This window comes from Spiribacter vilamensis, from assembly GCF_004217415.1.
Classification (GTDB): Bacteria; Pseudomonadota; Gammaproteobacteria; order Nitrococcales; family Nitrococcaceae; genus Spiribacter; species Spiribacter vilamensis.
In genome coordinates, this window is the sequence record NZ_SHLI01000001.1 from 639,205 (window position 1) to 665,164 (window position 25,960).

The 25,960-nt window shown below is 61.5% G+C and carries 24 protein-coding genes; 12 read left to right on the top strand and 12 right to left on the bottom strand.

Annotation, left to right across the window (positions count from 1 at the left end; translation table 11 throughout):
• Window position 1: 1 nt before the first annotated feature.
• The 3 genes from EV698_RS03180 to EV698_RS03190 form a co-directional block, all read right to left on the bottom strand.
• Window positions 2-1,300, bottom strand: coding sequence for a M24 family metallopeptidase (locus EV698_RS03180; RefSeq protein ID WP_130502708.1), 1,299 nt, complete (start codon window positions 1,298-1,300; stop codon window positions 2-4).
• Window positions 1,301-1,388: 88 nt separating this feature from the next.
• Window positions 1,389-2,198, bottom strand: a complete 810-nt coding sequence (locus EV698_RS03185; RefSeq protein WP_130502709.1) for an SDR family NAD(P)-dependent oxidoreductase — start codon at window positions 2,196-2,198, stop codon at window positions 1,389-1,391.
• A gap of 24 nt (window positions 2,199-2,222) precedes the next feature.
• A complete protein-coding gene (locus tag EV698_RS03190) occupies window positions 2,223-3,980 on the bottom strand; it encodes an extracellular solute-binding protein (protein WP_207220486.1) in 1,758 nt (585 codons plus the stop codon).
• Window positions 3,981-4,160: 180 nt separating this feature from the next.
• Here EV698_RS03190 and EV698_RS03195 point away from each other — a divergent pair, with 180 nt between their 5' ends.
• From EV698_RS03195 to EV698_RS03220, 6 genes are all read left to right on the top strand, one after another.
• Window positions 4,161-5,111, top strand: a complete 951-nt coding sequence (locus tag EV698_RS03195; RefSeq protein WP_130502710.1) for a sugar ABC transporter substrate-binding protein — start codon at window positions 4,161-4,163, stop codon at window positions 5,109-5,111.
• 80 nt (window positions 5,112-5,191) lie between these two features.
• A complete protein-coding gene (locus EV698_RS03200) occupies window positions 5,192-6,166 on the top strand; it encodes an ABC transporter permease (protein WP_130502711.1) in 975 nt (324 codons plus the stop codon).
• 14 nt (window positions 6,167-6,180) lie between these two features.
• On the top strand, window positions 6,181-7,182 hold the full coding sequence (locus EV698_RS03205) for an ABC transporter permease (RefSeq protein WP_130502712.1): 1,002 nt from the start codon (window positions 6,181-6,183) through the stop codon (window positions 7,180-7,182).
• Window positions 7,179-8,690, top strand: a complete 1,512-nt coding sequence (locus EV698_RS03210; RefSeq protein ID WP_130502713.1) for a sugar ABC transporter ATP-binding protein — start codon at window positions 7,179-7,181, stop codon at window positions 8,688-8,690. Before EV698_RS03205 ends, EV698_RS03210 begins: the two co-directional genes overlap by 4 nt.
• 44 nt (window positions 8,691-8,734) lie before the next feature.
• Complete coding sequence (locus EV698_RS03215) at window positions 8,735-9,592, top strand: fumarylacetoacetate hydrolase family protein (protein ID WP_130502714.1); 858 nt, start codon at window positions 8,735-8,737, stop codon at window positions 9,590-9,592.
• A gap of 148 nt (window positions 9,593-9,740) precedes the next feature.
• Window positions 9,741-10,940, top strand: a complete 1,200-nt coding sequence (locus EV698_RS03220) for an MFS transporter (protein WP_130502715.1) — start codon at window positions 9,741-9,743, stop codon at window positions 10,938-10,940.
• Here the strand turns inward: EV698_RS03220 and EV698_RS03225 are convergent.
• Together EV698_RS03225 and putP are read right to left on the bottom strand one after the other, a co-directional pair.
• Window positions 10,937-12,181, bottom strand: coding sequence for a glycerophosphodiester phosphodiesterase family protein (locus tag EV698_RS03225; RefSeq protein WP_207220487.1), 1,245 nt, complete (start codon window positions 12,179-12,181; stop codon window positions 10,937-10,939). The two genes, EV698_RS03220 and EV698_RS03225, sit on opposite strands and share 4 nt — an antisense overlap.
• A 99-nt stretch (window positions 12,182-12,280) precedes the next feature.
• A complete protein-coding gene (gene putP / locus EV698_RS03230; RefSeq protein WP_130502716.1) occupies window positions 12,281-13,747 on the bottom strand; it encodes a sodium/proline symporter PutP in 1,467 nt (488 codons plus the stop codon).
• 194 nt (window positions 13,748-13,941) lie between these two features.
• On the opposite strand from putP, the gene EV698_RS03235 reads away from it, so the two are divergent.
• On the top strand, window positions 13,942-14,439 hold the full coding sequence (locus EV698_RS03235; protein WP_165385707.1) for a phasin family protein: 498 nt from the start codon (window positions 13,942-13,944) through the stop codon (window positions 14,437-14,439).
• Window positions 14,440-14,497: 58 nt separating this feature from the next.
• Here EV698_RS03235 and EV698_RS03240 read toward each other — a convergent pair whose 3' ends face one another.
• Genes EV698_RS03240 through EV698_RS03250 form a run of 3 tightly spaced genes read right to left on the bottom strand, consistent with a single transcriptional unit; the run spans window position 14,498 to window position 16,871 of the window.
• Window positions 14,498-15,853: a sensor histidine kinase gene (locus EV698_RS03240; RefSeq protein WP_207220488.1), complete on the bottom strand. Its 1,356-nt coding sequence runs from the start codon at window positions 15,851-15,853 to the stop codon at window positions 14,498-14,500.
• On the bottom strand, window positions 15,850-16,521 hold the full coding sequence (locus EV698_RS03245) for a response regulator (RefSeq protein WP_130502718.1): 672 nt from the start codon (window positions 16,519-16,521) through the stop codon (window positions 15,850-15,852). The genes EV698_RS03240 and EV698_RS03245 overlap by 4 nt, the downstream gene beginning before the upstream one ends.
• Window positions 16,518-16,871 carry a PepSY domain-containing protein gene (locus EV698_RS03250; protein WP_165385708.1) on the bottom strand — a complete coding sequence of 118 codons (354 nt, stop codon included), beginning with the start codon at window positions 16,869-16,871 and terminating at the stop codon, window positions 16,518-16,520. Before EV698_RS03250 ends, EV698_RS03245 begins: the two co-directional genes overlap by 4 nt.
• Window positions 16,872-17,012: 141 nt before the next feature.
• On the opposite strand from EV698_RS03250, the gene EV698_RS03255 reads away from it, so the two are divergent.
• The 4 genes from EV698_RS03255 (at window position 17,013) to EV698_RS03270 (ending at window position 21,933) form a co-directional block, all read left to right on the top strand.
• Window positions 17,013-17,486, top strand: coding sequence for a PepSY domain-containing protein (locus tag EV698_RS03255; protein WP_130502720.1), 474 nt, complete (start codon window positions 17,013-17,015; stop codon window positions 17,484-17,486).
• 551 nt (window positions 17,487-18,037) lie between these two features.
• Complete coding sequence (locus EV698_RS10485) at window positions 18,038-18,919, top strand: ATP-binding protein (RefSeq protein ID WP_420853045.1); 882 nt, start codon at window positions 18,038-18,040, stop codon at window positions 18,917-18,919.
• 25 nt (window positions 18,920-18,944) lie between these two features.
• Window positions 18,945-19,619, top strand: coding sequence for a response regulator (locus EV698_RS03265; protein ID WP_130502722.1), 675 nt, complete (start codon window positions 18,945-18,947; stop codon window positions 19,617-19,619).
• Window positions 19,620-19,725: 106 nt separating this feature from the next.
• Window positions 19,726-21,933, top strand: a complete 2,208-nt coding sequence (locus tag EV698_RS03270; RefSeq protein ID WP_130502723.1) for a PepSY domain-containing protein — start codon at window positions 19,726-19,728, stop codon at window positions 21,931-21,933.
• Between the two features lie 14 nt (window positions 21,934-21,947).
• Here the strand turns inward: EV698_RS03270 and gloA are convergent, their stop codons facing one another.
• Genes gloA through EV698_RS03285 form a run of 3 tightly spaced genes read right to left on the bottom strand, consistent with a single transcriptional unit; the run spans window position 21,948 to window position 24,670 of the window.
• Window positions 21,948-22,487 (bottom strand): lactoylglutathione lyase, encoded by a 540-nt coding sequence (gene gloA / locus EV698_RS03275; protein ID WP_130502724.1) that lies wholly within the window; start codon window positions 22,485-22,487, stop codon window positions 21,948-21,950.
• Between the two features lie 17 nt (window positions 22,488-22,504).
• A complete protein-coding gene (locus tag EV698_RS03280; protein WP_130502725.1) occupies window positions 22,505-24,091 on the bottom strand; it encodes a GMC family oxidoreductase in 1,587 nt (528 codons plus the stop codon).
• A gap of 12 nt (window positions 24,092-24,103) precedes the next feature.
• Entirely contained in the window at window positions 24,104-24,670 is a 567-nt protein-coding gene (locus EV698_RS03285) for a tat (twin-arginine translocation) pathway signal sequence (RefSeq protein WP_130502726.1), read from the bottom strand.
• A gap of 173 nt (window positions 24,671-24,843) precedes the next feature.
• On the opposite strand from EV698_RS03285, the gene EV698_RS03290 reads away from it, so the two are divergent.
• Window positions 24,844-25,143, top strand: coding sequence for a ribbon-helix-helix domain-containing protein (locus tag EV698_RS03290; protein ID WP_130502727.1), 300 nt, complete (start codon window positions 24,844-24,846; stop codon window positions 25,141-25,143).
• Window positions 25,144-25,165: 22 nt separating this feature from the next.
• Here the strand turns inward: EV698_RS03290 and EV698_RS03295 are convergent, their stop codons facing one another.
• The gene (locus tag EV698_RS03295; protein WP_207220489.1) at window positions 25,166-25,939 is read right to left on the bottom strand and encodes a hypothetical protein; all 774 of its coding nucleotides are present in this window, start codon (window positions 25,937-25,939) and stop codon (window positions 25,166-25,168) included.
• Window positions 25,940-25,960: the final 21 nt, after the last annotated feature.

The window sequence follows — 25,960 nt, forward strand, 5'->3', positions numbered from 1 at the left end:
ATTAGTACCGGTTCGCGATGGGCAGATCTTCGGCGGGAAAGAGCGAAATGATCTCGCACCCTTCCGGCGTGACCACCACTTCCTCTTCGATCCGTGCGGCGGAGTAGCCGTCTGTCGCCGGACAGTAGGTCTCCAGCGCAAAGACCATACCGGTCTGAATCTCCATCGGGTGATCAAGGCTGACGGCGCGGCTGATGATCGGGCGCTCATGCAGGGCAAGGCCGAGCCCGTGGCCGAACTGTAGCCCGAAAGCCGCCTCTTCGGAGGGGAAGCCGAAATCCTCCGCCCTGGGCCAGACCGCGGCCACTTTGTCAGTCGTAACGCCGGGCCGGATCATCGCGATCGAGGCATCAATCCACTCGCGGGCCTTGACGTAAGCGTCGTTCTGCGACGGCGTAGAGCGCCCGATGTTGAATGTCCGGTAGTAGCAGGTGCGATAACCCTGGTAGCTCTGCAGGATATCGAAGAAGGCCTGGTCACCCGGGCGGAACAGGCGATCGGTGAAGTTGTGGGGGTGTGGATTGCAGCGCTCGCCGCTGATTGCATTGATCGCCTCGACGTCGTCGCTACCCATCTGGTAGAGCATCTTGTTGCTGTAGGCAACGATGTCGTTTTCGCGTACGCCGGGCTTCAGCTCCTCGTAGATCATGTGATAGACGCCATCGACCATCGAGGCCGCCTGTGTCAGGAGCTGGATCTCGTCCCAGTTCTTGATCTCGCGCGCCGACAGCATGATCTGCTGGCCATCGACCACGTTGAGCCCTTCCTCCTTGAGCGCGTGGAACATCGCAGTCTCGGCGTAATCCACACCCACGGGCATGTCGGCCATGCCGGCCTCCTTGATCAGCCGCGCAATGTCTCTGGCATAGCGTCGCATCAGGCCGAACTCCGGCGGGATCGTCCCGCGCATGCCGACCACACCCGCAAGGCAATGGCTTGGCTCGAGCCAGTCGGAATACTTCTGGTGATGCACGGCGGCCGAGCCGAAATCCCACACATAGGGACTGTCGTCGCCGGTGAGCAGGCAGAAGCGACACATCTTGTCGCGCTCCCACTCGCCGATCTTGGTGGAGCTGACATAGCGGATGTTGTTCACATCGAACAGTAATAGCGTGCCCGCGCCCGACGCTTGCAGCGCCTGTCGTGTGCGGGCCAGGCGATAACGACGCAGTCGGTCGTGGTCGATACGCCGCTCGAAATCGACGGACATATGACCGGGCGACGGTAGCTTCGATTCCCACTGCCAGTTCGGTTGCAGGTCCTGCGGCGTCAGTAGATTGGGCATGAGGGCGCGTGTCATGAGTTGTCTCCTCGGTGCGGGGGCAATCCGCACTGTTCTTGTGTGTCGGGAAAGGCGGTAAACGGGCGCAAGGGCAATGATTGCGGTCTCACTGGATGCACCATCCGCCGTCGATGTGGATCATCTGTCCGGTCATGTAGTCGCTGTCACCACTGGCGAGAAAAGAGGCGGTCCCGGTGATGTCCCTGGGGTAGGAGACTCGCTTGATCTGTAGGAAATTGTTGACGATGTCTTCGTAGGCCTGACCCTCGCGTTCCTTGAAACCCATGTTGATCAGGTCTTTGTCGAGTTGCTCCCACAGCGGCGTTACCACCACACCGGGCGCAAAGCCATTAACGGTGATGTTGTGCTCGGCAAGCCCGATCGCCCCGCAGTGGGTCAGCGCCAGGCAACCGTATTTCGATGTGCAATAAACCGTTACATCGATAAGCGGCTTGCGCGAGGCAATCGATCCGACGTTAATGAGTTTGTACGGGTGATCCTCCATCGGGCCCTGCTCGATCATCTGGCGGGCTACTTCCTGCATTCCCAGCCACATCGCCTTGGTGTTGACGTTCATGATCATGTCCCAGTTGTCTTCATCGATATCCATGAAAAACCGGGGCTTGTTGAGGCCTGCATTGAACATCCCCACGTTGATCGAACCGAATGCTTCGACCGTGGCTGCGACGGCGCTCGCGTTGTCCTCGCGTTTGGTGACATCCATCCTGACAGCGATGGCGCGGCCGTTACCGGCATCGTTGATGCGCTCGGCAACCTTCTGCGCCTCGTCCGGATCCAGATCTCCGAGGCATACGTTTGCCCCTTGCGCGGCGAAGCTCTCGGCATTGGCGGCACCCATGCCGCGGGCCGCACCGGTGATCAGAATGTTCTTGCCTTTAAGGCGGTCGGGATCCATGAGTGTCTCCTCCTCGTTGTTTTACTATTCAGGGTTTGCGATGAGCGTGTCGGCCCTTTCCTGGGCCTGGCTGAGTGCGGCGCGGGGGCTGATCCGGCCGCGCAGCATGTCGTGGAACTCCTCGCCGCAGATCTGGACAATCCCGGTAATTTCGGGGATCGGTGGCCGCGGCCAGAACTGCAGTTCATCGCGCCAGGACATGGCGTCCACGGCCTCGAAAATCGGCGAGGCGCGCCTCACTTCGGCATCTGCCCCGACGCTGTAGCGTGGACTGGTGCGGCTGCCGCTCTGGACGTATAGCTTCTGGGCCTCGGGACTGGTGAAAACGCGCAGTGCCTCGACTGCCGCTGCAGCCCGCTCCGGGGCAAGGTTGGCCGGAATACCCATCGCGTAGCCACCGATGGGTGCAACATTGGCCATGCCTGGTCCACTCGGATGCGGCAGGTAGCCGGTCTGCCCGTGCGCGGGTGACGATGGATTGAGTTCGAAATAGGGAGCGAGGAGCGTATACCCATAGGCCATGGCGACATGGCCCTCCGAGTAAGCGCGCATGCGCTCGTACCACGACATCGAGAGGGTCTGGGGCGGTGCGTATTGCAGCAGCTCCACGAGGTACTCGGCCGCCATCAGTCCGCGCTCGGTATCAATGGTCGCGCAATAGTCACGGGCAGCCAGCGTGTCGGTGTCAAAACCTCTGCTCGTCACGGGCAGGTCGAGTACGGGCTGGCCGAAATCCGCCATTGTCATTAAAACGGTATGGCCAAGCGCGGTGCCTCGTGCCCCGTTGAAGGCCATGCCGTAGAGGCCTTTTCGAGGCGCGTGCAGCTCGCGTGCCGCGTCCAGCAACTGGCCAGTGGTTGCCGGTGGCTCCAGCCCCGCCGCGGTCAGAAGATCACGGCGATAGAGCAAAAGCTCCGGTGTGGTTTGCGCCGGCACGCCATAGGGCCGCCCGCCCCAGTGGATCGCTTTCCAGCCGGCCGTGTGGAAATCCGCCGGGTCGAGTCGTGTCATGTCCATGATCTCGTCGAGCGGCATCAGGATATCCTTCTCGGCGAATTCACCGATCCAGGGCAGATCCAGTGCGATGATGTCGTAGCGGCTGAATGTGCGCTCGGCGTTGCGCAGCGCCTCGGCGCGCAGGCGATCAATGGAGAAGGCGCGCTGATGGATCTGCGTACCGATCACCTGCTCGAACTGGCGCTTGAAGTTTTCCATCACCATGAACGTCGGATCGCCATGCACGAGCACGCGCATGCCGCCAGCCAGCTTGAGGGGCTCGGATAGCGCCTGGATCGGCGGGATCGTGCGGCCGGTCATGTAGGACCCGCCGTAATAATAGTCGTGCGTCTCTTCGCGACTACTCTGATCGCTGAAATAGGTCGCCGCCAGATTGCGTACCTGCCTCGACATCTGGGTCCACTGATTGAGCAGTTTTTCGCTGGGGTGCATCGAAAAACGCTTACCCGACCGGGTGCGTGGGCGCTGGTCAATCAGTCCGGCCTCGATCATTTCCCTGAGCCGCCTGTTGGCGGTCGCGTACGGGACATTACTTGCAGCGATCAAGGACGTGGGTGTCATTACCTTGCCTTCGAGATGCCGTTTGATCGCGTGTAGCGCCATGCGGAACACCGGGTTGGGATCGTGGAGATCAACCGTGGCCTCCAGTTCATTGGTGCATTCCTCCAGGTAGGAAAGAACGCGGAACAAATCGCCTCCCTCCGGCGATCCTTGTCCCGCCTTTTCCACGTTCATGTTCATTTCGGATGAACTCGTTTTCGTCATCTCTACCACGCCCCTACGGTGTTCAAATTGGTAAAACCAAGATATCGGGTTTTTATCCATACCGGATAAATAAATATCCGATATGGATAGAATTGCTGCTTCGCCGGGCGACGATAAGGTGCAAGACTGATTCCAAGCCTGAGGATTCAGGCAGTTAATAAAATTCAGGAGGAGAATCCGATGAAATTCCAGACTATTCTTGCCGCTGCTGCAGCGAGCACCGCGGTGGTTGGCGTCGCACAGGCCGAGACTTACAAGATCGGCATCACACAGAACAATGTAGGCGTCGACAGTTACCAGACGACTTATGAACAGGCATTCGTCGATGCCGCCAACGCCAATGATCGCGTGGAGGCGGTAGTGCTCGACGCCGGCGGTGACGTAGCTCGCCAGATTGCGCAGATGGAGAACCTGATCCAGCAAGGAGTCGATGCCATCATTATCTGGCCGACTAACGGCGAGGCGGTTATCCCTGCTGTCAGAAAAGCGAAGCAAGCCGACATCCCGGTCGTCGTCACCAACTCCAATATCGACGAGAAAGGCTTTGACTTCATCTCTTCTTTTTCGGGGCCGGACAACATTGCGCAGGGCGCCACCGCGGCCGAAGTGATGTGTGACCGGTTCAAGGCTCTGGGCATCGCTGACGAGGCGCAGATTGTCGAGATTACCGGCCAGCCGGGCTATACCACGGCAATCGAGCGCTCGGATGGTTTTACCGAGCGTCTTCCAGAGATCTGTCCCAACGTGGAACTGGTCGATAGCCAGCCCGGAGACTGGAACCGCGAAAAGGCGCAGACGGTGATGGAGGCGTTTCTCACCAAGTATGACGACATCGATGGTGTCTACGCGGGTGATGACAATATGGGAGTGGGTGGCCTCAATGCGGCAATGGCCGCGGGACGCGAGGGCATTACCTTCGTTGGTGCAACCAATTTCGCCGTGGGCTACGAGGCGATGGCAAACGGTGATTACTGGGGTTCGATTTATCAGTCACCGGTCGACGACGCCCGGGCAGCGCTTGAGACCGCGGTTGATATCCTCGACGGCGTCGATGTGCCGTTCCTCAACTACTTTGAGACGCCAGCGATCACGCAGGACAACATGGGTGAGTTCACCAAGCCGGTGTTCTGAAGACTGCATATAGCCATACCGGGCGCGGCAACAGCGCTGCGCCCGGCGTTCATGAGGGCAGTCTCGCAACGGAGTGGGAAATGGTGGCACTCACTAGAAAGGACATGGGCCAATTCCTTGCTCGGCAAGGCATCCTGGTGGCCTTTGTCCTGTTCATGATCCTTTTCACACTGGCTAATGACCGGTTTCTTGACCCCGATAACATCATGGGTGTCGTCCGGTCCTCGGCCATTCTCGGGGTGATGGCGCTCGGCGTGACCTTTGTTGTCATCAGCGGCAATCTCGACCTCTCGGTCGGCTCGATGATGTCCTTCTCCACGATTGTTGTTCTCGATCTGCACGACAAGATCGGCCCGGCGCTCGCCATTCCCGCCATGTTTGCGATGACGTTATGCCTCGGGGCTTTCATCGGCTTTCTCGTCGGTTACCTGAAACTCAATTCTCTGATTGTGACCCTGGGGATGCTGTCAGCCATTCATGGGCTAACGCTCACCTACTCGGGCGGCAAGAACATGGATATCGACGACATGGCGGGAACCTGGTTCGGTATGTTCGGGCGGGGAGATGTGCTCGGTATACCAACGCCCATCCTCATCTTCCTTTCCCTCGCCGCTGTGCTCGGTGTGATGCTCGCCAAGACACCCTTCGGGCGCAAGGTTTATGCCGTTGGCGGTAACGGGACGGCGGCCACGTTCTCCGGCATTCCGCGCGCCCGGGTCGTATTCAGCTGCTACCTGGTCTCGGCTTTTTGCGTCGCCACCGCCGGGCTTTTGCAGGCCAGCCGTTCAATGGGTTCACAAAACACCGTCGGCCAAGGGCTCGAGCTCGAAGTGCTCGCGGCGGTGATCCTCGGCGGCGCGTCGCTGATGGGCGGGGCAGGGACGATTTTCAAGACAGTGATCGGCGTGCTGATCCTTGGCTTTATCCAGAATGGGCTCCTGCTCGTCGGTCTGCCGTTCTATGCCCAGTATGTCGTGACCTGGGTCATCATCATCCTCGCGGTCTGGCTCGATATTGCGGCAAAGCGTGGCGGCCTCTGGTCCCCCATCGCGTGAACAGGAAGACAGCAATGCAACCGAGCACCCTCAAAATATTTCTGAAAAGCGGCGCGATCTGGGGATTCATCGTTTTCGAACTGATCTTTTTCACCGTCGCGGGCCAGTTCCTGTCGCTCAGCGAGACCGCTTTCATGGACGTCGACAACATGCTGCTACTTTTCAAGCAGTCGGCGCCCATTGGCATAATTGCGATGGGCATGACGATCGTCATGATCAACGGCAATATCGATCTCAGTGTCGGAGCGACCTACGCGCTCAGCGCCGTCGTGATGCTCGACTCCATGACCTGGCCGATCTTCGCGGGCCTCGGCGACTGGGTCATCCCCGTGGCCTGGGCCCTGGCGCTGCTGACCGGCACCGTGCTCGGTGCGATCAATGGACTGATCGTATGGAAAACCGGGGTTGATGCCTTCATCGTCACCCTCGGCGCAATGCTGGGCTATCGCGGGCTCGTGTTCATGTATAACGGTGAACAGCCCACGTCCCACCTCAACTGGACGCTGGTGGACTTCGCGGAGGCGCAGTTCCTCGGGCTGCATTCCGCCACCTGGTTCTTGTTACTGGTCACGGCCGTGATCTGGTTTCTGATGAACAGGACCGTCCACGGCCGCAACGCCTATGCCATTGGCAATAACCGTGAGGCGGCGGTTAACGCCGGGATCCGGGTCGGGCCGCATATGTTGATCAACTTCATGATTATCGGCTTTCTCGCCGCACTGTCGGCGGTGGTGTTCTATTCGGAAAGCGGCTCGGTCAACCCCAACGACGGAATGCTCTATGAGCTCTGGGTAATCACCGCGGTTGTTCTGGGCGGGACAAAACTCGCCGGCGGGGCGGGGTCAATTATCTCGACTTTTGGCGGCGTACTGGCAATCCAGCTCCTGCGCAAGGGCCTGTCGCACATCGGTGCCGACACCTCGACAGTCAATCTCGTGATCGGCCTGATCCTGATCGCGGTACTGCTTCTCGACCGGCAATTGAATACAAAAGGTAAGGAGGAGTTGAAGATATGACCGCGCAATCCCCTGTGCTTCGACTGGAAGGCATCGTCAAGACCTTCCCCGGCGTACGTGCCCTGGACGGTGTCTCGCTCACCATTATGCCAGGTGAGGTTCACGCCCTGATGGGGGAGAACGGCGCCGGGAAATCGACTCTGATGAAAGTGCTCGGCGGTATCCATCAACCCGATGAGGGTCGGATTATCGTGGGCGAACAGCCGGTGACGATGTCTGGCCCGCTGGATGCCAAGGCCAAGGGAATCGTGTTCATCCACCAGGAGCTCAGCCTCGCCGAGGAGCTGAGCGTCGCGGAGAACATCTACCTCGGCGAACTGCCACGCAAGCGTTTCGGGCTACTGGACCGGGCCGAGCTCGAGACCAGGACCAACCGGATCCTTGACCGGCTCAAGGTGGGGTTCAATGCCCGAACCCGTGTCGGTGACCTGTCGATTGCCAATCAACAGATGGTGGAAATCGCGCGTGCACTCACTGTGGATGCCAAGGCAGTGATTTTTGACGAGCCGACTGCCTCGCTGACGGATGCCGAGAAGGTCGTGCTCTTCGAGGTAATTTCGAGCCTGCAGGAACAGGGCGTCGGCATCGTGTACATCTCTCACAGGATGGAAGAGGTGTTCAAGATTACCGACCGGATCAGCGTGCTCCGCGATGGTCAGTTCCAGGGTACCGTTAATACCGCCGACACCGACGAGGAAGGGGTGACCCACATGATGATCGGGCGCAAGCTCGATCTGAGCCGCGTCGAATGCCATCACGAACTGGGTGAAGTGGCGCTCGAAGTACGGGGCCTGTCTTGTGGGCACCTGTTCGAGGATGTGAGCTTCGAGGTGCGCAGTGGTGAGGTCGTGGGCTTTTACGGGCTCGTAGGTGCCGGGCGTACCGAGATCGCCGAGACACTTTTCGGCCTGCGCGAACCATCAGCCGGTTCGATTTATCTCGGTGGCGAACTCGTGCGCATTCATTGTCCGGCCGATGCGATTGCGCGGGGCATTTCGCTTGTTCCCGAAAATCGCAAAACACAGGGTCTGGTGCTGGGCATGAATTGCCGTGACAACATGACTTTAGCGCAGTGCGATGATCTGAAGGCCGGACCGTTCGTGGCCGAGGGCTCCGAAATCGCTATTTTCGACCAGTATCGCGACCGCCTGGACATCCGCACACCGGGCTGGAAGCAGCTGGTGTGCAACCTCTCGGGGGGCAATCAGCAGAAAATCGTCATCGGGAAGTGGCTGTCGATGCATCCTCGGGTGCTGATCGTCGACGAGCCGACACGCGGTATCGATGTGGGCAGCAAATCGGAGATCCACAATCTCATCCGCGAGCTGGCGGCACAGGGTTATGCGGTCATAGTGATCTCCTCGGAAATGCCCGAGGTGCTGCATGTCTCGGACCGCGTTGTCGCGATGTACTCCGGTCGTGTCATGCGGACTTTCAGCGCCGGAGAGGTCACCGAGGATAGCCTTATCCAGGCTATTTCCGGTATCGAGCCCGAACAGGCGGCCTGATGCGATCAGCCTCAACTCTAATCATTTAATTAAAGGAAAATCCGATGAAATTTCTCCGCCATGGCGCTCCCGGTGCCGAAAAACCCGGTCTGCTCGACACATCGGGCCGCGTGCGCGATCTCTCGGACAGGGTTCCGGATATCGCCGGCCAAACACTGGGGGCCGCCAATCTGAAAGCCCTACAGGATCTGGATATCGATTCGTTACCTGTTGTTGAAGGTACGCCCCAGGAGGATTTGCGACTCGGTCCCTGTGTCGGAGGCATTGGCAAGTTCATTTGCATCGGCCTGAATTATGCGGATCACGCCGAAGAAGCGGGCATGCCAATCCCCAAAGAGCCGATCATCTTCAATAAATGGACCTCGGCCGTTGTCGGGCCGAATGATGCGATCCAGGTCCCGCGCCATTCCGTGAAAACCGACTGGGAGGTAGAGCTCGGCGTTGTCATCGGCGACCCTGGTGTCTACATCGACGAGGCGGATGCAATGCGCCATGTGGCGGGGCTTTGCGTCATCAACGATGTGTCCGAGCGCGAATTCCAGAACGAGCGTGCCGGTACCTGGGACAAAGGCAAGGGTTGCGATACTTTCGGGCCGACCGGCCCGTGGCTTGTTACGCTCGATGAGATCAGCGATGTCAACGCGCTGGAACTATGGCTCGATGTCGACGGTGATCGGATGCAGACCGGCTCAACGGCGACACTGATCTTCAACGTCCCGCAGCTTGTCTCTTATTGCAGCCAGTTCATGAGCCTGCAGCCGGGAGACGTCATTTCAACCGGCACACCGCCAGGCGTCGGCATGGGCCAGTCCCCCCAGCGCTTCCTGCATGGCGGAGAGACGGTGTCGCTAGGGATCACCGGCCTGGGTGAGCAGAGGTCGAGCGTCCTGCCCGCTGGCTAACGGGGGTCGGTGTCGATGTTGGTGACGTGGCTGAACTTAATGACCGTCTCGCCGTCACCACAAGGGCCCGTGCATCGACCCGAAAGAAGGAGCCCTGAAGGCCTTGCTATCTCCGACCGAACCATTGAACCCGCAAAGACGTATCGCGATGCCACTCGGCCTCACGGTGACGCATCAGGCGCTCGGATCGTTCTTCATCCTCTCGGTGCCGGCAACCGCGCCTTATTTCGAGGCGGCGCTTGCGCGGCCCGAGCTCGTTATCGGGCTGTTCCCCTCGGTGGCGTATCTGATGGCGATGGTGAGCAGTGTCCTGGCCTATCGCTTTTTCCCCCGGTTCGGACCGCTCGGTACCAGTAATTTCGCCATCCTGATCGGGCTGATCGGTTACCTGTGCCTCGCTATGAGCACGGCCTGGGCGTTCCTGATCGCCGCGATCCTGATGGGCATTGCCTACGGGCCACTTAATCCATCGAGCTCGGTGGTGCTCTACCAGCTCGCACCGCTGCGCCAGCGCAACGTTGTCTTCTCGCTTAAGCAAAGCGGTGTCCCGCTCGGTGGGGCAGTCGCCGGGCTGACGCTGCCGTTTGCCGCGAACCAATTGGACTACACGGGCACGATCGTTCTGAGCGCGACGATTGTTGCAGCGATCCTGATCGGTTTCTGGCAACACTCGCACCGCATTGACACCGGTATCGAGACGCCGGGGGCCCGTTCCGGGGGAAATCGGGAGGCGATGTTCCACCTCGGCTGTCAGCTGCTGGCGGCAGCGTCTTTCTGCTACAGCTTTATACAGCTCGTATTCTCCGCGTTTCTCGGGCTGATTGCGTATCAGTTCTTCGATTTCACGCCGGTTGCTGCCGGCGTTGTGCTCGCGGTTTTCCATGTCTCGGGGATCATCGGGCGGCCCGCCTGGGGCCTGGTCGCCGATTACCTTCGTCGCTGGTGGACCGTGCTGCCTGCGATCGGTGTTCTGACGGCACTACTCAGCGCCGCGCTGGTGCCGCTTATTCGCGTTGATAACCCGGACCCGCTGTTACTTTATGGCCTCGCCGCGGCACTCGGGCTCTGTGCCAGTGGCTGGAACGGTGTCTATGTCGCCGAGCTGTCGAATGCCGTCCCGTCCAGCGCCCTCGGCAGTATTACCGGCAAGGGTCTGAGCATTACTTTTGCCGGTGTCGTGATCGGTCCCATTACGTTCGGTTTTACCCTCGAGACGTTCAACGCGACCGTCGCGCTTCTGGGACTGTTCGCGGTCGGAATGATCGGCGCCGGCCTCGCCTGGGCCGGCGTCGTTGTCTCCCGGCGCATCGTGCACGCCGGGCTGTATCCAGCGAGTAGTCCGGCCTAGTCGATACCGACGCAATTGGCGTAGTACGTCACCGTTGCTGGCCAGTCACTGAACATGCCGGCGATCCCCACCTTGCGGTGCAGGGCGTCGAGCATCCTGTAGTAGTCGGCATCGGTATCGATGGTTTCTTCTACCGTCTGGAAGTACCAGCCGCCGCCATCGACCAATGGACCCGAGCGCTCGAGTGTCCAGGCGACGATCTCGATGCCGGCCTCGGTCGCGGCCTTCGCGTAGGGTGAAGGCACAATCTCCTCGCCGTCGGTGGTCACGAGCATCCACATCGGCGGCGCGATGTAGTTAACGCCCATATCGGCCAGTTCCTGCATCGAGGGCTCGAAGGTGGCCGAGTCCATCGGGTCGAAGCCGTCACGGTTGTAGCTGTCATCCAGATACACCGCCTGCTCGCCGAAAGCGGGTTCATTCTCGATCCAGTAGCGCACGTCTTCGAGGTTGAACGACTGCGGCCAGACGTCCGAAGCGGGTACGCCGGCCGCCTTGTATTCATCAACGAGCTTCTGGGCATAGTCGGCCTGGCTGAAACCGTTGTGCGGCATCTCCACCGCCGGGGACTTCAGCTCGGGCGTGAACTTGGCGCCCAGTGACCGGAAAAGCTCGATCGACTCGGCATGGGTCATCAGCGTGCCGCCCTCGGTGGCGTAGAGATCGGTGCGCCAGTCAGCCGTGCCGTCCATGTAGCCCTCGACCGTGGTCGCTTCGGTGTCGGCCGCATCCATCTTGCCGGTCAGCGTCCGGAACTCCGCGAGCGTGATATCCGAGCTTAGGCACTCTGCGGTGGCAGGACCGTTTTCCGAGGCGGGAGTAAACGGCGTCTGGCAGGTCTCGGCGAGATCGCTCGCGAGGATGTCGGTGGTCGTGTGCAGGTCGTTCTGCGCATGCCGACAGACCAGTTCGTGATCCTCGGTGAAGGTCACGTCACACTCGAGGATGCCGGCGCCCATCCGTGCAGCGGCGCGGTTGCCCTGCGTCGTATGCTCCGGAAACATCAGGGGTGCGCCGCGGTGGCCGATTGTGAAATCCGTACGCTCGGGCGTCTGGCCGCGGCAGGCCATCAGCTCGTCTTTAAGTTCGCTATCAGCCATGCGATCGATCAGGTAGAGCGGGCGCGGCCCGTAACTAAGCGATTCGGTTTCCTGGGCAACGACATTGGCGCCCGGAGCCAGTGCGGCCACACCGAGCAGCGCCGTTGTCAGCAATGCGAGCATTCTTGATCGGTTTTTCATGAGTCTTTCCCTTATTTGAAGACTCATGAAGTTTTGCAAACGAAAGTGACAAACCTGTGACGATGGGCCGGGACAGATTGCCCCGGCCCCTGGATCGACTCAACTGCCTGGTTTCAGCGAAGCCTCGAATTCACCGGCAATGCGATCGGAGGGCTGCTTGTCCATCAGGCTCGCCGCCACAACGGCGGCACCGGCGAAGATGAAGCCCGGCAGCAGCTCGTAGTAGTCGAACAGGCCTCCCGAGAGCTGCTTCCAGATAATCACCGTGGCGGCGCCGACGATCATGCCGGCGAGTGCGCCGTTGCGGGTCATCCGCGGCCAGTACAGCGAGAGGATGACGATCGGGCCAAAGGCCGCACCGAATCCGCCCCAGGCGTAGGAGACCAGGTCGAGTACGCCCGCTTCCGGGTCCAGGGCAAGCAGCAGGGCGAAGATGGACACGCCGGCGACGGCGCCACGACTGATCCAGACCAGTTCCGCATCGGTGGCGTTGGGACGGATCATGCCCTTGTAGAAGTCATTGGTCAGCGCGCTGGCGGAGACCAGTAGCTGCGAGTCGATGGTGCTCATGATCGCCGCGAGGATGGCCGCCATCAGCACACCGGCGACCCACGGGTTGAACAGCGCCCGAATGAGCTCGATGAGGACCGTCTCACTGTTCTCGAGGGGTGTCCCGCTGAAATAGGCAATCCCCATGTACCCGGTTGCCACCGAGCCGATCAGTGCCAGGATCATCCAGCTCATGCCGATCAGCGTCGCCCGCGGGACGTCGGCCTCGGAGCGCATCGCCATGAATCGCGCCAGGATATGCGGTTGGCCGAAATAGCCCAGGCCCCAGGAGAGCAGGGACAGCATACCGAGGACGGTCATGCCCTGGAAAAGGGCGCTATTGCTGCTGTCTACGGCATTGACCTCGCTCTGCACCGTGCCCCATCCGCCGATAAGCACAACGACGAACATGGGTACGACAAGCAGCGTCAGGAACATGAGGATGCCCTGGAAGAAGTCGGTCCAGCTTACGGCCAGGAATCCCCCCAGGAACGTGTAGGAGACGATCACGATGGCACCGACAATCAGGGCGGTGGTGTAGTCCATGCCGAAGGAACTCTGGAACAGCAGCCCGCCACCTACCAGGCCGGCGGAGATATAGAGCGTGAAAAAGATCAGGATCACGATGGCCGAGATCGTTCGCAGCATGTGCGAGTTATCGCCGAAGCGATTCTCGAGGAAGTCGGGAATGGTAAGCGAGTCCTTGGCGAGCGCGGTGTACCGTCGCAACCGCGCGGCAATATAGCGCCAGTTCAGGAACGCGCCGGCGGTCAGGCCGACCCCGATCCACAGCTCGCTCAGGCCGGAGGCGTAGACCGCGCCGGGCAGGCCCAGCAACAGCCAGCCGCTCATGTCCGAGGCGCCCGCACTCAGGGCGGCGACGCCGGGGCCCAGGCTACGGCCTCCCAGGACGTAGTCGGACAGGTTGTTCGTCATACGATACGCGGCAAAACCGAGCGCCAGCATGGCAACCAGGTAAAGGGCGAACGTCAGCAGGGTCGGGAGGGGTAAGTTCATCAGGCGCTCCTCGTGCGTATGTAGCTCGGCATTCCGAGGCTAGCGTTTTTTTTCGTTTCAAGAAATGCAACTCCATTCAGGCTATTGATGCTAAACGTCGAACGATTTGATGCGGTCTTTGTTGCATCGCAGCATCATGTTCGCTACATTATTTCAAGCGTTAACAAATGCCCTCAGGGCATAGGAGGCCAACCATGGCGAGCAAGACGATCAATCAGGTCAATGAGCAGGTCGAGACAGGCGTTTTCGCCCCGATGCGCAGCTTTTTCCACACCGTCACCGGTCATGCCGAGAAGATTGCTGGCATCCAGATCGAGACGGCCAAGGCCTGCACCGATATGGCTTTCCGGAATGCCTATGCGGCGCTGGAAATCCGTGATGTCGAGGCCATGAGGAATTACGTCGGCAAACAGCCCGAGGTTGCCCAGCAGTTCGGCGAGCGCCTCAAGGCCGACGCCGAGAAACTCGTCGATGCCCATAAGGCCTTTGTCGAGGACGCGCAAAAGGTGACGCAGGACAATGTCGCCCAGGTTCAGAAGGCCGCCGAAAAGGCAGCGGAGAAGGGCGCGGAGCAGGTCCAGGAGGCTACCAGCGCCGTGACCGCAACCGCTGGCAAGACCAAGACCACGGCCGCTGCCGGTAAGACGAGCAGCCGGAAGGCCGCTAACAGCTCGACGAATACCGCGCAGTAACGGCTGAGCGGCTAACCGCCAACGCCAACCCGCCCTTGCTTCGGCACCGGCGGGTTTTTTATGAGCGCCCGGACCGGCGGGTGCGTGACTGCCCCGGCAATCGCAGTTGTGCCTCGGTTCCACCCGTTTCGGATGGCTCAAGGTGAAGGCTTCCGTCGTATAACGCCGCCAGCTCCCGGGCGATGGCCAATCCGAGGCCCGAGCCCGGACTGGATTCGTCGAGTTTGACTCCGCGCTCCATGACCGCTGCCCGGGCGTCCGCGCTCATTCCCGGGCCGTCATCTATCACCCGGAAAAGGATGCTGTCGGTGTCCTGCTCAACGACCAGCTGGAAACGCCGATCAGCCCACTTGGCGGCGTTATCGATCAGGTTGCCAACCATCTCCTGGAGGTCCTGGGGATCGGTTCTGACGCTGATGGTGTCCGGGATGCTGAATCGGCACTCGAGCTGGCGGCGCCCGGCGAGACGCTCGAAACCCTGCAGAAGCGGCTGGAGCGTTTCCGCAAGGTTGCGGGATGCGCCCAGTGCCGAGGGTCCCGCCGCGGAGGCACGCGAGAGGTGGTGGCGGATCGCCGCGTCCATGCGCTGGATTTCGCCCTTGAGTGTGGCCCTCTGGTCATCGGGCAGGCGATCCGCCAGTGTGCCAATCACCGCAATCGGGGTTTTCAGTGCGTGGGCCAGGTTATCCGCGGTCTGCCGGCTGCGCTGGATTAGCGACTGATCGCGCTCGAGGACCCGGTTCATGGCATTCGCCAGGCCGGTCAGCTCCGCCGGCAGATCGGTGTTCAGCCGATCACGATCACCGTTCTCGACACGGCTCAGATCGGACTGGATGTGACGCAACGGCGCAAGTCCCCAGCGCAATTGAAGGGCCAGCCCGGTCAGCAGGATGAGTGCGAGCACGAGTAGTGATAGCCATAGCAGCTGGTTGAACTCATCCATTTCGGCCTGGATCGAGTCCAGCGGCGCCGCCACTGTAACGTAAAGGGGCGAGTCCATGCCGGGCAGCGTCACGGCGCGCTGGATGACCCGAAGCTCGTGATTATCGGGGCCGTCGACGTTGTACGTGGCGGGACCGTCACGATCGGTCCCGGATAGGCGCTCGTCCCAGAGTGACCGGGAAGTAAACGTCTGCTCCGGTCCTTCGACCTGCCAGTACCAGCCCGAGAAGATACGGCTGAACCGGGACTCACCCGGGACATCCGGCGGTGATAGCGATCCATCGATGCGATCGTAATCGAGGCTGGCAAGCACCACGTTGAGCAGCGAGCCCAGCCGCTCGTCGAACGCCGTATTGATGGATTGCTGGAAATTCCAGGACAGCAACAATCCCGCGACCGGCAACACCAGGAGGATCATCAGGCCGGCGCCGGCGAGCATCCGGGTATGAATGGTGGTGCGGTGTCGGGTCACTGGCGATCGACGGGCCCCGCCAGACGATAGCCACGGCCGCGCAGCGTTTCGATCGCCGCTGCGCCGAGCTTTCGCCTGAGGCGGCTGATCTGGACATCGATCACGTTGGAGTCGGGCTCGTGGTCGCTCTCGTAGCCGTACTCGGCGAGCTCCTGGCGACTCACCGTTCGCGGAAACGCCTGCATCAGCCTTTCCACGAGCCGATACTCCTGCGCGGTCAGCGAAACCGGCATGCCACAACGGGTGAGCTGGCCCATCTGGGTGTCCAGGGTCAGGTCACCGACCTGGATCTGCGGGTGCGCATGATTGTGGCTGCGTCTGACAAGAGCCCGCAGCCGGAAAAGCACCTCCGCGGTCTCGAACGGCTTGGTGACGTAATCGTCGGCGCCGGCGGAGAACCCTGCCGCCTTGTCAGACCAGCGCTCCCGGGCGGTCAGGATCAAGACGGGGATATCCACTCCCTGCTGGCGCCAGCCCTCGAGCCAGGTCACCGCGTTGCCATCGGGGAGTCCCAGGTCGAGGATGACGACGTCATAGGACTGGGTCATCACCTGGTAATCGGCGCCCGAGCCGGTGTCGGCACATTCAACGATAATGCCGGTGTCTTCCAGCGCGCTGGCCAGTTCCCGCGACAGGGCCTGGTCATCCTCCACCAGCAGCAATTTCACGGATCGCGCCTCATCTGATCGATTTTGCTGCCTTCCATGCCAATGATTTCCCCGGTGGCTGCATCCAGCACGAACTCGACAATCTGCCCGTCGGGCCCGAGGAGCTCGATCTCGTAGAGACGCACGCTGTCTTCATCCTCGAGCTCCACCTCAAGCACCTCGCCACGGTAGTCGCGACGTAACGTCTCAATGATCTGGGTGAGCGGCAACAACTTGCCCGATTCGATCTGCTCGCGCAGCCCTCGCCGCTCCTCATCACCGGCCAGTGACACAAGCGGCAGGCTACATGCAATGCACAGCAGCACGCGCATCACCGGCTTTGGCGTATTAAGGGGAAAGGGCCGTCTCACAATCATTATTCAAGAGTATAACGGCGACGGGCATGAACAGAATGTGAATGGAGCGCTAACCGGCGTGTCACCCGGGCGCTGTTAAATTCCCTCTCCAATTGGAGACGATTCACACATACATAGCAAACCTGGAGAACACCCATGAAAACAGCAGCAAGCATTACCCTCCTGTCCGCACTGGCGATCGCCCCGATGGCCCACGCGGCCGATTCAACAGGGGCTATCGACCGAATCGTGACGGCTGCCTCCGAACACGGGATTACTCATTTCAACGAGCTGGAGTTCGAGGACGATGAAATGACCGAGGTCGAAGGCTGGATGGACGGCGAATGGTACACCGAGATCAAGATGACCGAGTCCGGCGAGGTCATTCGCGAGAAGCGCGAGAAGCGTATTGACGGCGTCTGGGGCATGAGTGCCGATCAGGTGCGTAATTACGCCGAGGCCGCATTCGGCGAGGGAATGACCCGTATCGAGGGAATCGAGGTGGATGAAAAGGGCCACGTCGAAGTGGAAGGGGACGGCGACAGCGAGAATGGCAAGGATGGAGACGGCGAGATGAAGGTCTATTTCCGTCTTGGTGATACGTCACTGTCTAATGTCACCCGAGACTAACGGAACCTGTGTGGATGTTTGCCATCGCCGGAGACCGGCGGTAGAGAGGTTGAATGAGACGACCGGGAATCACCGCCAAGCTCTTCGTTGCCTTCCTCGGCATCACGCTGCTGGTGGTGGTGTCGATGGCGGTGGCGGTGCAGTGGACCTTCCGCAGCGACTTCCTGGACTATCTGCGTGAGCGCGAAGGTGAGCGCATGGAGGAGCTCGCCGGGGCCCTGGAGGATTACTACGAAGAGCACGGCAGCTGGACGGCGCTCCGGGGGCAGGAGCGCTGGCCGCGGGTCGTGCTTCGCGGCGTGGAGGGAAAACCGGATGCCGAAGAGCAGGGTGAGCGGCGCCGCGGATTATCCCGTCGGAGCCGTGGCCCCTGGTTACTGGATGCGGATGGCGAGCGGGTGGGCATGCCTGGGCCGGCGCCGAACAACGCCGTGCGCATCCAGATCAAGAGCGATGATCAGGCGCTCGGCTGGCTTGCCTACCGCCCCAGTAGCAAGGTGACCGAGGGTATCGCTCTTCGCTTTCAGCGCGAGCAGCTGGAGACGGCCTCGATGATCGCGGCGGTCAGTGTGGCGCTGGCCGCCTTGCTTGGCCTGCTATTGGCACGGGGTTTCCTCGCGCCGGTGCGGCGCGTCGCGACGGCAACCCGGATCCTGGCTGATGGCGATTTGACCACGCGGGTGAGCGAGCTCCGTCGAGATGAGCTTGGTCAGCTGGCCCGGGACTTTAATCGCCTTGCCGAGACCCTCGAGCACAACGAGCGCTTGCGCCGGGAAGTGATGTCCGACCTCTCGCACGAACTACGTACTCCCGTATCGGTACTACGCGGGGAGCTTGAGGCCATTGAGGACGGTGTTCGTCCTCTGACCGCGGAGACGGTGGCGGGTCTGCAGGAGAGTGTGGCTACCCTCGGCCGGCTTATCGACGACCTCTACGAGCTCTCCCTGGCCGATGCGGGAGCGCTCAGTTATCGCATGGGGATGGTGGAACTCGCGGGCCTACTCTCCGATCTGGCGGAGCATTGGCAATCGCGATTCGACGAGGCGGGGCTCGCCCTGGAGTTGGCCCTGCCCGCCGACCCGATAACCGTGCGTGGGGATCGGCGCCGCCTGGAGCAGCTCTGGACCAACCTGCTGCAGAACAACCTGCGCTACACCGATCCCGGCGGCCGGGCCCGACTGCGCCTTGAGGCGGATGACGAGGGCGCGACGGTGCGGCTGGAGGACTCCGCGCCGGTTGTCCCCGAGCCGGCGCTGGAAAGGATTTTCGAGCGCCTCTATCGGGTGGAGGGGTCACGCAGCCGCGCCAGTGGTGGCGCCGGCCTGGGGCTTGCCATCGGCCGCAGCATCGTCGAGGCCCACGGAGGTAGCATCGAGGCTTACCCCTCGCCGCTGGGCGGGTTGGGTATCCGGGTGTGGCTACCACGGGAATGAAGCCAATCGGAGGGGAAGGCCGGGCATGAACCGAAGGATCCTGATCGTGGAGGACGAGGAGCGCCTGGCGTCGCTGCTCGTCGATTACCTGCGCAACGCCGGCTACGAGCCGCATTGCCTGGTCGATGGCAGCGCGGTAGTGGAGTGGGTGCGCAAGCACCAGCCCCAACTCGTCTTGCTCGATCTCATGCTCCCGGGGCAGGACGGGCTAACCGTATGCCGGGAGCTGCGCCGCTTCAGTGACGTGCCCATCGTCATGATCACGGCCAAAGTCGAGGAAATCGACCGGCTGCTGGGGCTCGAGCTCGGAGCCGACGACTACATCTGCAAGCCCTTCAGCCCGCGGGAGGTGGTCGCCCGGGTCAAGGCCATATTGCGTCGCGCTGCGGGCAGCGAGCCGCCGACCGCCGGCCAGGGTCTGGTTGTCAACGAAGCGGAGTACCGGGCGGTGCTGGACGGCTACGAACTCGATCTCACTCCGGTCGAGTTGCGCTTGCTGGCGATGCTGGCGTCGTGGCCCGGCCGGGTTTTTTCGCGCGCACAGCTGCTCGATCGGATCTACGACGATCATCGCGTGGTCACCGATCGCACGGTTGACACCCACATCAAGAATTTACGGCGCAAGATGGCAGCGGTGCGCGGTGAAGAGGAGACGATCCGCTCGGTCTACGGTATCGGCTACCGTATCGAGGCCCTTTAGCCCTCGACTTTCACTATCTCTTCGCATTTCCTCCCGATTCCCTTCACGGACTCTTGCCAGACTTATTGGGACCATGTTCCACGAGTAGAGCAAAGAGAAGTCAAATATGATGCGGATCCTGCACCGGTGGCCGGGTATCCTCGCCGCCGCTCTTATCGTTGTGGTGACGCTCAGTGGTGCCGCGCTGTCGGTGTTTCCGGCGCTCGAAAGCGTCACCGCGCCGACAACGGCCGAGACCACGACCGTGGCGGATCTGGCCGGGCGGGTTCAGGCAGCCCATCCCGGACTGGAGAAGATCAAACGCACGCCTTCGGGCAAGATTAAGGCCTATTGGTTCGAGCAGGGTGAGCCTGACAACGGCGTGATTGACCCGGCCACCGGCGAGACTGTGGCGAGTGCCGACAAGAATCCGGTTCGCGTCTGGATTACCAATCTGCACAGGTCATTCCTACTGGACGATACGGGGCGCGTGGCCGCTGCCCTCACAGCCGGGGCGATGCTGATACTGGCCTTGTCCGGTGCTGTGCTCGTGGCGCGGCGAGTGGGCGGCTGGCGATGCTGGTTCGCCCCGCTCAAGGGGGGCACGGCTGGACGCGTGCATGTGGAGCTGGCACGTGTGGCCGTTGTCGGCCTGACTCTGTCTGCGCTCACCGCGCTATGGATGTCGGCGGAGACCTTCGGGCTGATCGAGGTGACGCCCGCCGAACCCGGAATTGCCGAAGCCACTAGCGATGCGGAACCTATCCCGCTATCGCAAATGCCGGCGCTGGACGATATTCCGGTGTCGGCCCTGCGCAGCCTGTCACCCTCCGATCCGACTCGGCCGGGGGATACGGTCGCGATCGAAACAGCGACGGGTGTCGGCGTGATCGATCCGGCCACGGGCGAGATGATCAACTGGACCGAGGCCACGCTGCTGCAGCGCATCTCGGAAACCATCTACATGCTGCACACTGGCAAGGGAGCGGCCGTGCTCGGCGTTGTGCTGGGGCTGATGGCGCTTGCCGCCCCCGTGATGGCCGTGACCGGTGTACTGATGTGGTGGGCCGGACGGATTCGACAGCCACGCCTGCGCGGTACGGTGCGGGCAAACCAGGCACGAACGGTCATCCTGGTCGGTAGCGAGGGCGGAAGCACCTGGGGCTTTGCCGTAACGCTGGCCCGCGCCTTGATGCAAGCCGGGCAGTCGGTCCACCTGGCCTCGATGTCCGCTTTTGCCCCCGAGCGCTATGCCAGTGCCGAGCGCATCCTCGTCCTGGCTGCGACCTACGGCGATGGCGATGCACCGGCCTCGGCCAAGGGTTTCCTCGACAAGCTGGCGGCAGTGCCCGAGCCTCCCGCCACACCGCTCACGGTTCTGGGCTTTGGCGATCGCGGCTTTGCAACCTATTGCGGTTATGCGCAGAGGGTCTCTGACGAGGCGCAGGCGCGGGGCTGGGGGCAACTCATGCCGCTCGACACGGTTGACCGCCAATCGTCGCAGGATTTCGCCCGCTGGGGACGGGACCTGGGGGCGGTAATGGGCATCGAGCTGGAGCTCGTGCACGAACCGGGACGGCCCGCAAGCCATGCATTGACGCTCGTGTCGCGCCGCGATTACGGGGCCGAGGTGCGGTCTCCCACGGCGATCCTGCGCTTTGCCCTGCCACGCACCTCGCTATGGCAAAGGCTGAGAGGGCGCGGCTTCGGCCGGTTTGCCGCCGGAGATCTGATCGGCGTAGTGCCCGAGGGAGCGACTCTGCCACGGTTCTATTCGCTGGCATCAAGTCACCGTGACGGTTTCTTGGAGATCGTGGTGAGGAAGCAACCTGGCGGGGTGTGCTCGGGACAGTTGATGGCGCTTGAGCCCGGTGACACGGTCGCGGCCTTTCTGCGTCGCAACCAGACCTTCAAGTCGGGGAAGGGCGATGCGCCGCTGGTGCTGATCGGTGCGGGTACGGGTGTCGCGCCGCTGGCGGGGTTCATCCGCGCGAATACGCGCCGCCGGCCAGTGCACCTGTTCTTCGGGCTGCGTCACGCGAACAGTGATTTCATGTATCGGGAAGAGTTTGTCGACTGGCAGGGCAAGGGGCGTCTAGAACACCTCTTCACCGCGGAGTCACGCGCCGATCAACCACAGTACGTGCAGGATGTGCTGTATATCGAGGCGGCACACATCCTGCACGCGATCCGTCACGGAGGACAGATAATGGTCTGTGGCGGGCGTTCCATGGCGACGGGCGTTACGCAGGCGCTGGAGGATATCCTTGCACCCGCAGGGGTAACCCCGGCCATGCTCAAGGCAGAAGGCCGGTACGTCGAAGATGTCTACTGATCCCGTGCGCTGCCTCAGCGACCGAGGTTGCCGAGCCGCGCCGGTTCCACCACCTCGATCCAGTACCCGTCCGGGTCACGGATAAAGGCCACATCGGTCAGTTTGCCTTGATCCGGACGCTTGATGAATTCGACGTCATTGTCATCGAACCAGCGTTCCGCGGTGTCCAGATCGGGCACCGCGACGCAGATGTGCCCGAATCCCTGCGGCTCCGAGTTGCCATCGTGATAGCTGACGTTCGGATCATTCTCGCTGCCCCAGTTGTGGGTGAGCTCGAGCAGACCGCGCTGTGAAAACGTCCAGACGGTCCGCTCGCCGACGTCGGAGGGCGGCGTTTCCTGGCCCTCGGTGGGGCAGTCGAGGAAATACAGCGAGAAATTGAGCTCCTCGAAATCCAGTCGCCGAAGAACGCGCATGCCCATTACGCCGGTGTAAAACGCCAGCGAGCGTTCAGGGTCCTTGATGCGCATCATGCTGTGGTTGAGCGCGAACCCGCGGGTCGACTCGGGCCGTTGCTCGACCACGCCGGGATACTGCTCGGTGGAAAAGGTCATTGGCATCCTCCTTGTTATCAAATCGCTCGATCGGCCATCTGCCGGGCAATGTAGTCGGCCTGTCGCATTGCGAGGCTGACGATGGTCAGTGTCGGATTCTCGGCCGCACTGGTGGTGAACTGGCTGCCGTCCGAGATGAACAGGTTATCGATATCATGGGTCTGGCCAAAGCCGTTGCAGACCCCGTCACGGGCACGCTCACTCATCCGGCAGGTCCCGAGGTTATGGGTGGAGGGGTAGGGCGGCGTCTTGTAGGCCTTTTTGGCGCCGGCAGCCTCGTAGATGGCGATCCCCTGCTGAAAGGCGTGCTGGCGCATCGCGACGTCGTTGGGATGGTCGTCGTAGTGGACGTTGGGGACGGGCAGGCCGTAGGTGTCCTTCACATCCGTATTGAGGGTGACGCGGTTGCGCTGCTGCGGCATATCCTCGCCGACCAGCCACATGCCCGCCATGTGCGCGTACTGGTCCATTGCCTCGGTAAAATCGCTGCCCCAGGCGCCGGGATCGAAGAACGCCGCCATGAAGGGCAGACCGAGCGACACGGTCTCGATCTCGTAGCCACCGGAGAAGCCTCGGGACGGGTCGTGATGGGCCTCGTCCTGGACGATGCCGGCCATTGTCGTGCCGCGGTACATGTGTACCGGCTCCTCGAAGCTGGCATAGACCGAGCCGGTCATGTGGCGCATGTAATTCCGTCCTACCTGGCCCGATGAATTGGCGAGGCCGTCGGGGAATTGGCTCGACGCCGAGTTGAGCAGCATCCGCGGGGTCTCGATGGAGTTACCCGCCACGGCAACCGCCCGGGCACGCTGTCGCTGTTCATTGCCACTGGCATCGAAGTACACCACGGCACTCACCCGGCCGCGGTCATCATGCTCGATCGAGGCGACCTGCGATTCGGGACGCAGCTCGACGTGGCCGGTAGCGAGGGCACGCGGGATCTCGGTAAACAGGGTCGACCACTTCGCCCCCGTGGTGCAGCCCTGAAAGCAGAAGCCGCGCTGGGCACAGCCGGCCCGGCCATCCCGCGGGACGCTGTTAATCGCCATGTTGCCGGTATGGCAGTTCTTGTAGCCAATGGCCGTGGCGCCGGCATGCATGACCTTGAAGTTGTTGTTGCCGGGCAGGCCGGGGATGCCGTTGGTCCGCGTGACGCCCATCCGGTCCTCGGCCCGGTCGTAGTACGGTGCAAGGTCTTCATAGGCGATCGGCCAGTCGAGCAGGTTGGCGCCGGGGATATCGCCATATTCGGTGGCGACACGGAATTCGTGGGGCTGGAAGCGCAGGCTCGCCCCGGCCCAGTGCACGGTGCTGCCGCCGACCGCCTTTACGATCCACGACGGCAGATTGGGGAAGTCCCGCGCCACCCGCCAGGTACCGCTGGTGGTGCGGTTATCGAGCCACGCAAGCTGGCCGAATGACGCCCATTCATCGGCGATGAAATCACCGCGTGTATGCAGCTTGCCGGCCTCGAGCACAACGGCATCGATGCCTTTCTGTGCCAGCTCATTGGCCAGCGTCCCGCCGCCCGCGCCCGATCCGATAATGACGACAACGCTGCCGTCGTCCTGCGTAAAGGTACGCTGATTCTCGTAGTTTTCCATTGTTCGGTCTCCTCAACCACTCATCCCGGGGACGGGGCCACTGGCACTGCTCGGCAGCTCCGGCAGCCAGGTCAGATCATTGAAGCCGCGGGACAGATACCCGGCATCGCCCAGCTCGCCGCCGTAACCGAAATGCCGGAATGCCATTTCGTTGTTGTAGAGCGAGACGACGGCGGTGGACTGGACCTTGCGGAACAGATCCGACCCGGCAATGGCGCGGACATGCATGAGCTGTTGCGCGTCATCGAGCGCCAGCCAGTCGCCACCGGCGCGGCTGTCCAGTGCGGCAATACCGGCGCGCATCGTCTCCGCCGTTCCGGTGTCGGCGGCGGACGCCGCGTCCAGATCCTTGACGACGAGGGCGTAGACCGCGTCTTCAAGCGTCTTGTGGGGGAAGATATGGCGGGTGAGTCGAAGCAGGATCCTGCCCTGGTGGGCATCGAGATGCTGGAGCTCGAGCGCCCAGGACCGGGACGGGGCGAGGATCGCGATGGGCATACTGGTCATTGCCAGTGTTCCCATCAGGGTCGAGCCGCTTCCCTTGAGAAAGCGGCGCCGGTTCATGGTCTGATCCAACATGGTTGGGATCTCCTCCTGTGTGGGCGCGACGCAGGGGCGCACGCCTTGTTGTCGACACCTCTTGGCGGGTGCGTGATTCGATTGTGTGCTGCGTGTTTGCCCACGGGGTAGTAGCGTGCTACTACAACGATCAAAACCGATCAAAACCGATCAAAAAAAGAGGAGAGAGATCGATGTGCGAGGTCTACGCGTCGACGCCAACCGGGCGCTACGAGTCGAGTACCCGATCGGTACGGCTCAGCGGGTTCGTGACCAGCATCCGGCTCGAGAACGAGTTCTGGTGGATCCTCGAGAAGCTCAGCGCGGAGCAGCATCTGACCGTGCCGCAGTTCGTCACCGAGATCCACGACGAGGTACTGGCGCGCCAGGGCGAGGTCAGGAATCTCGCGTCATTGCTGCGGGTCTGTTGCGCGCGGTATCTGGAGCGGCAGATTCCGGAGGAAGCGGGCACCCCGGGATTGCGCACCGCATGATTGCGGCGAGCGTTGGATCATTTTATTCAACGACAACGGTCGTTTTGTCGATACCGGTATTGCCGTTTTCTGGGTCATAAGCATGAACGATTATTTCGTACACGCCGGGCTCTGTGACGGGCATTTCACCGCCGAACATACTGCTGCTCCCAGCGTAAGACATTGCCTCTTCACCCACTTTTTCTCCATTTTTAGAGATAGTCATGCCAACCTCGAATTGATTTGCGTCCCAGAGACCGTCCGGGGTGATCGGGCAACCGCACATCATCATGACATTGGCGCTTACTGAAAGGCTCTCAACTTGCGAGGCTGAAACTTTCCGGGCAGCCGCCGGTTCCAGTACATTGACTACAAAGCCCGGCAATTCAATGACCCAACCATCTCCAACCGAAAGGTGGCCGCCAGGAATGACCCATTGGGTCGCACTTGCAGCGTGTGCGGCTTGTGGCTGGGCAAGTGGCCCATACACTTCCGCTTCGATTAATCGGGGTCGGTCGAGATCCAGTGTAGTTTTGAACGATGCCGCAGATTCGTCAGCCATAGCAGCGCGGCGGCCACCATTTTTATGCATGATTTTTGCGGTGTCGCCGGTGCCGCCAGCGGTAAGTCCCTTTGCCAGGACCTCACCTGTTTCTTGATCACGCAGAATTACCCTAGCTCCCCCCATACTGGTGCCTACGAATTTGGCATCTTTGCTCATTACTCGAACCGTGATGTCGGTGTCTTCAGCCACGGCAGTGCCCGAAACCATAGCCAACGCAAAGCTGGCGACGAGAATGATTGCTTTGAATTTCATAAATGACTACTCCTCTATCTA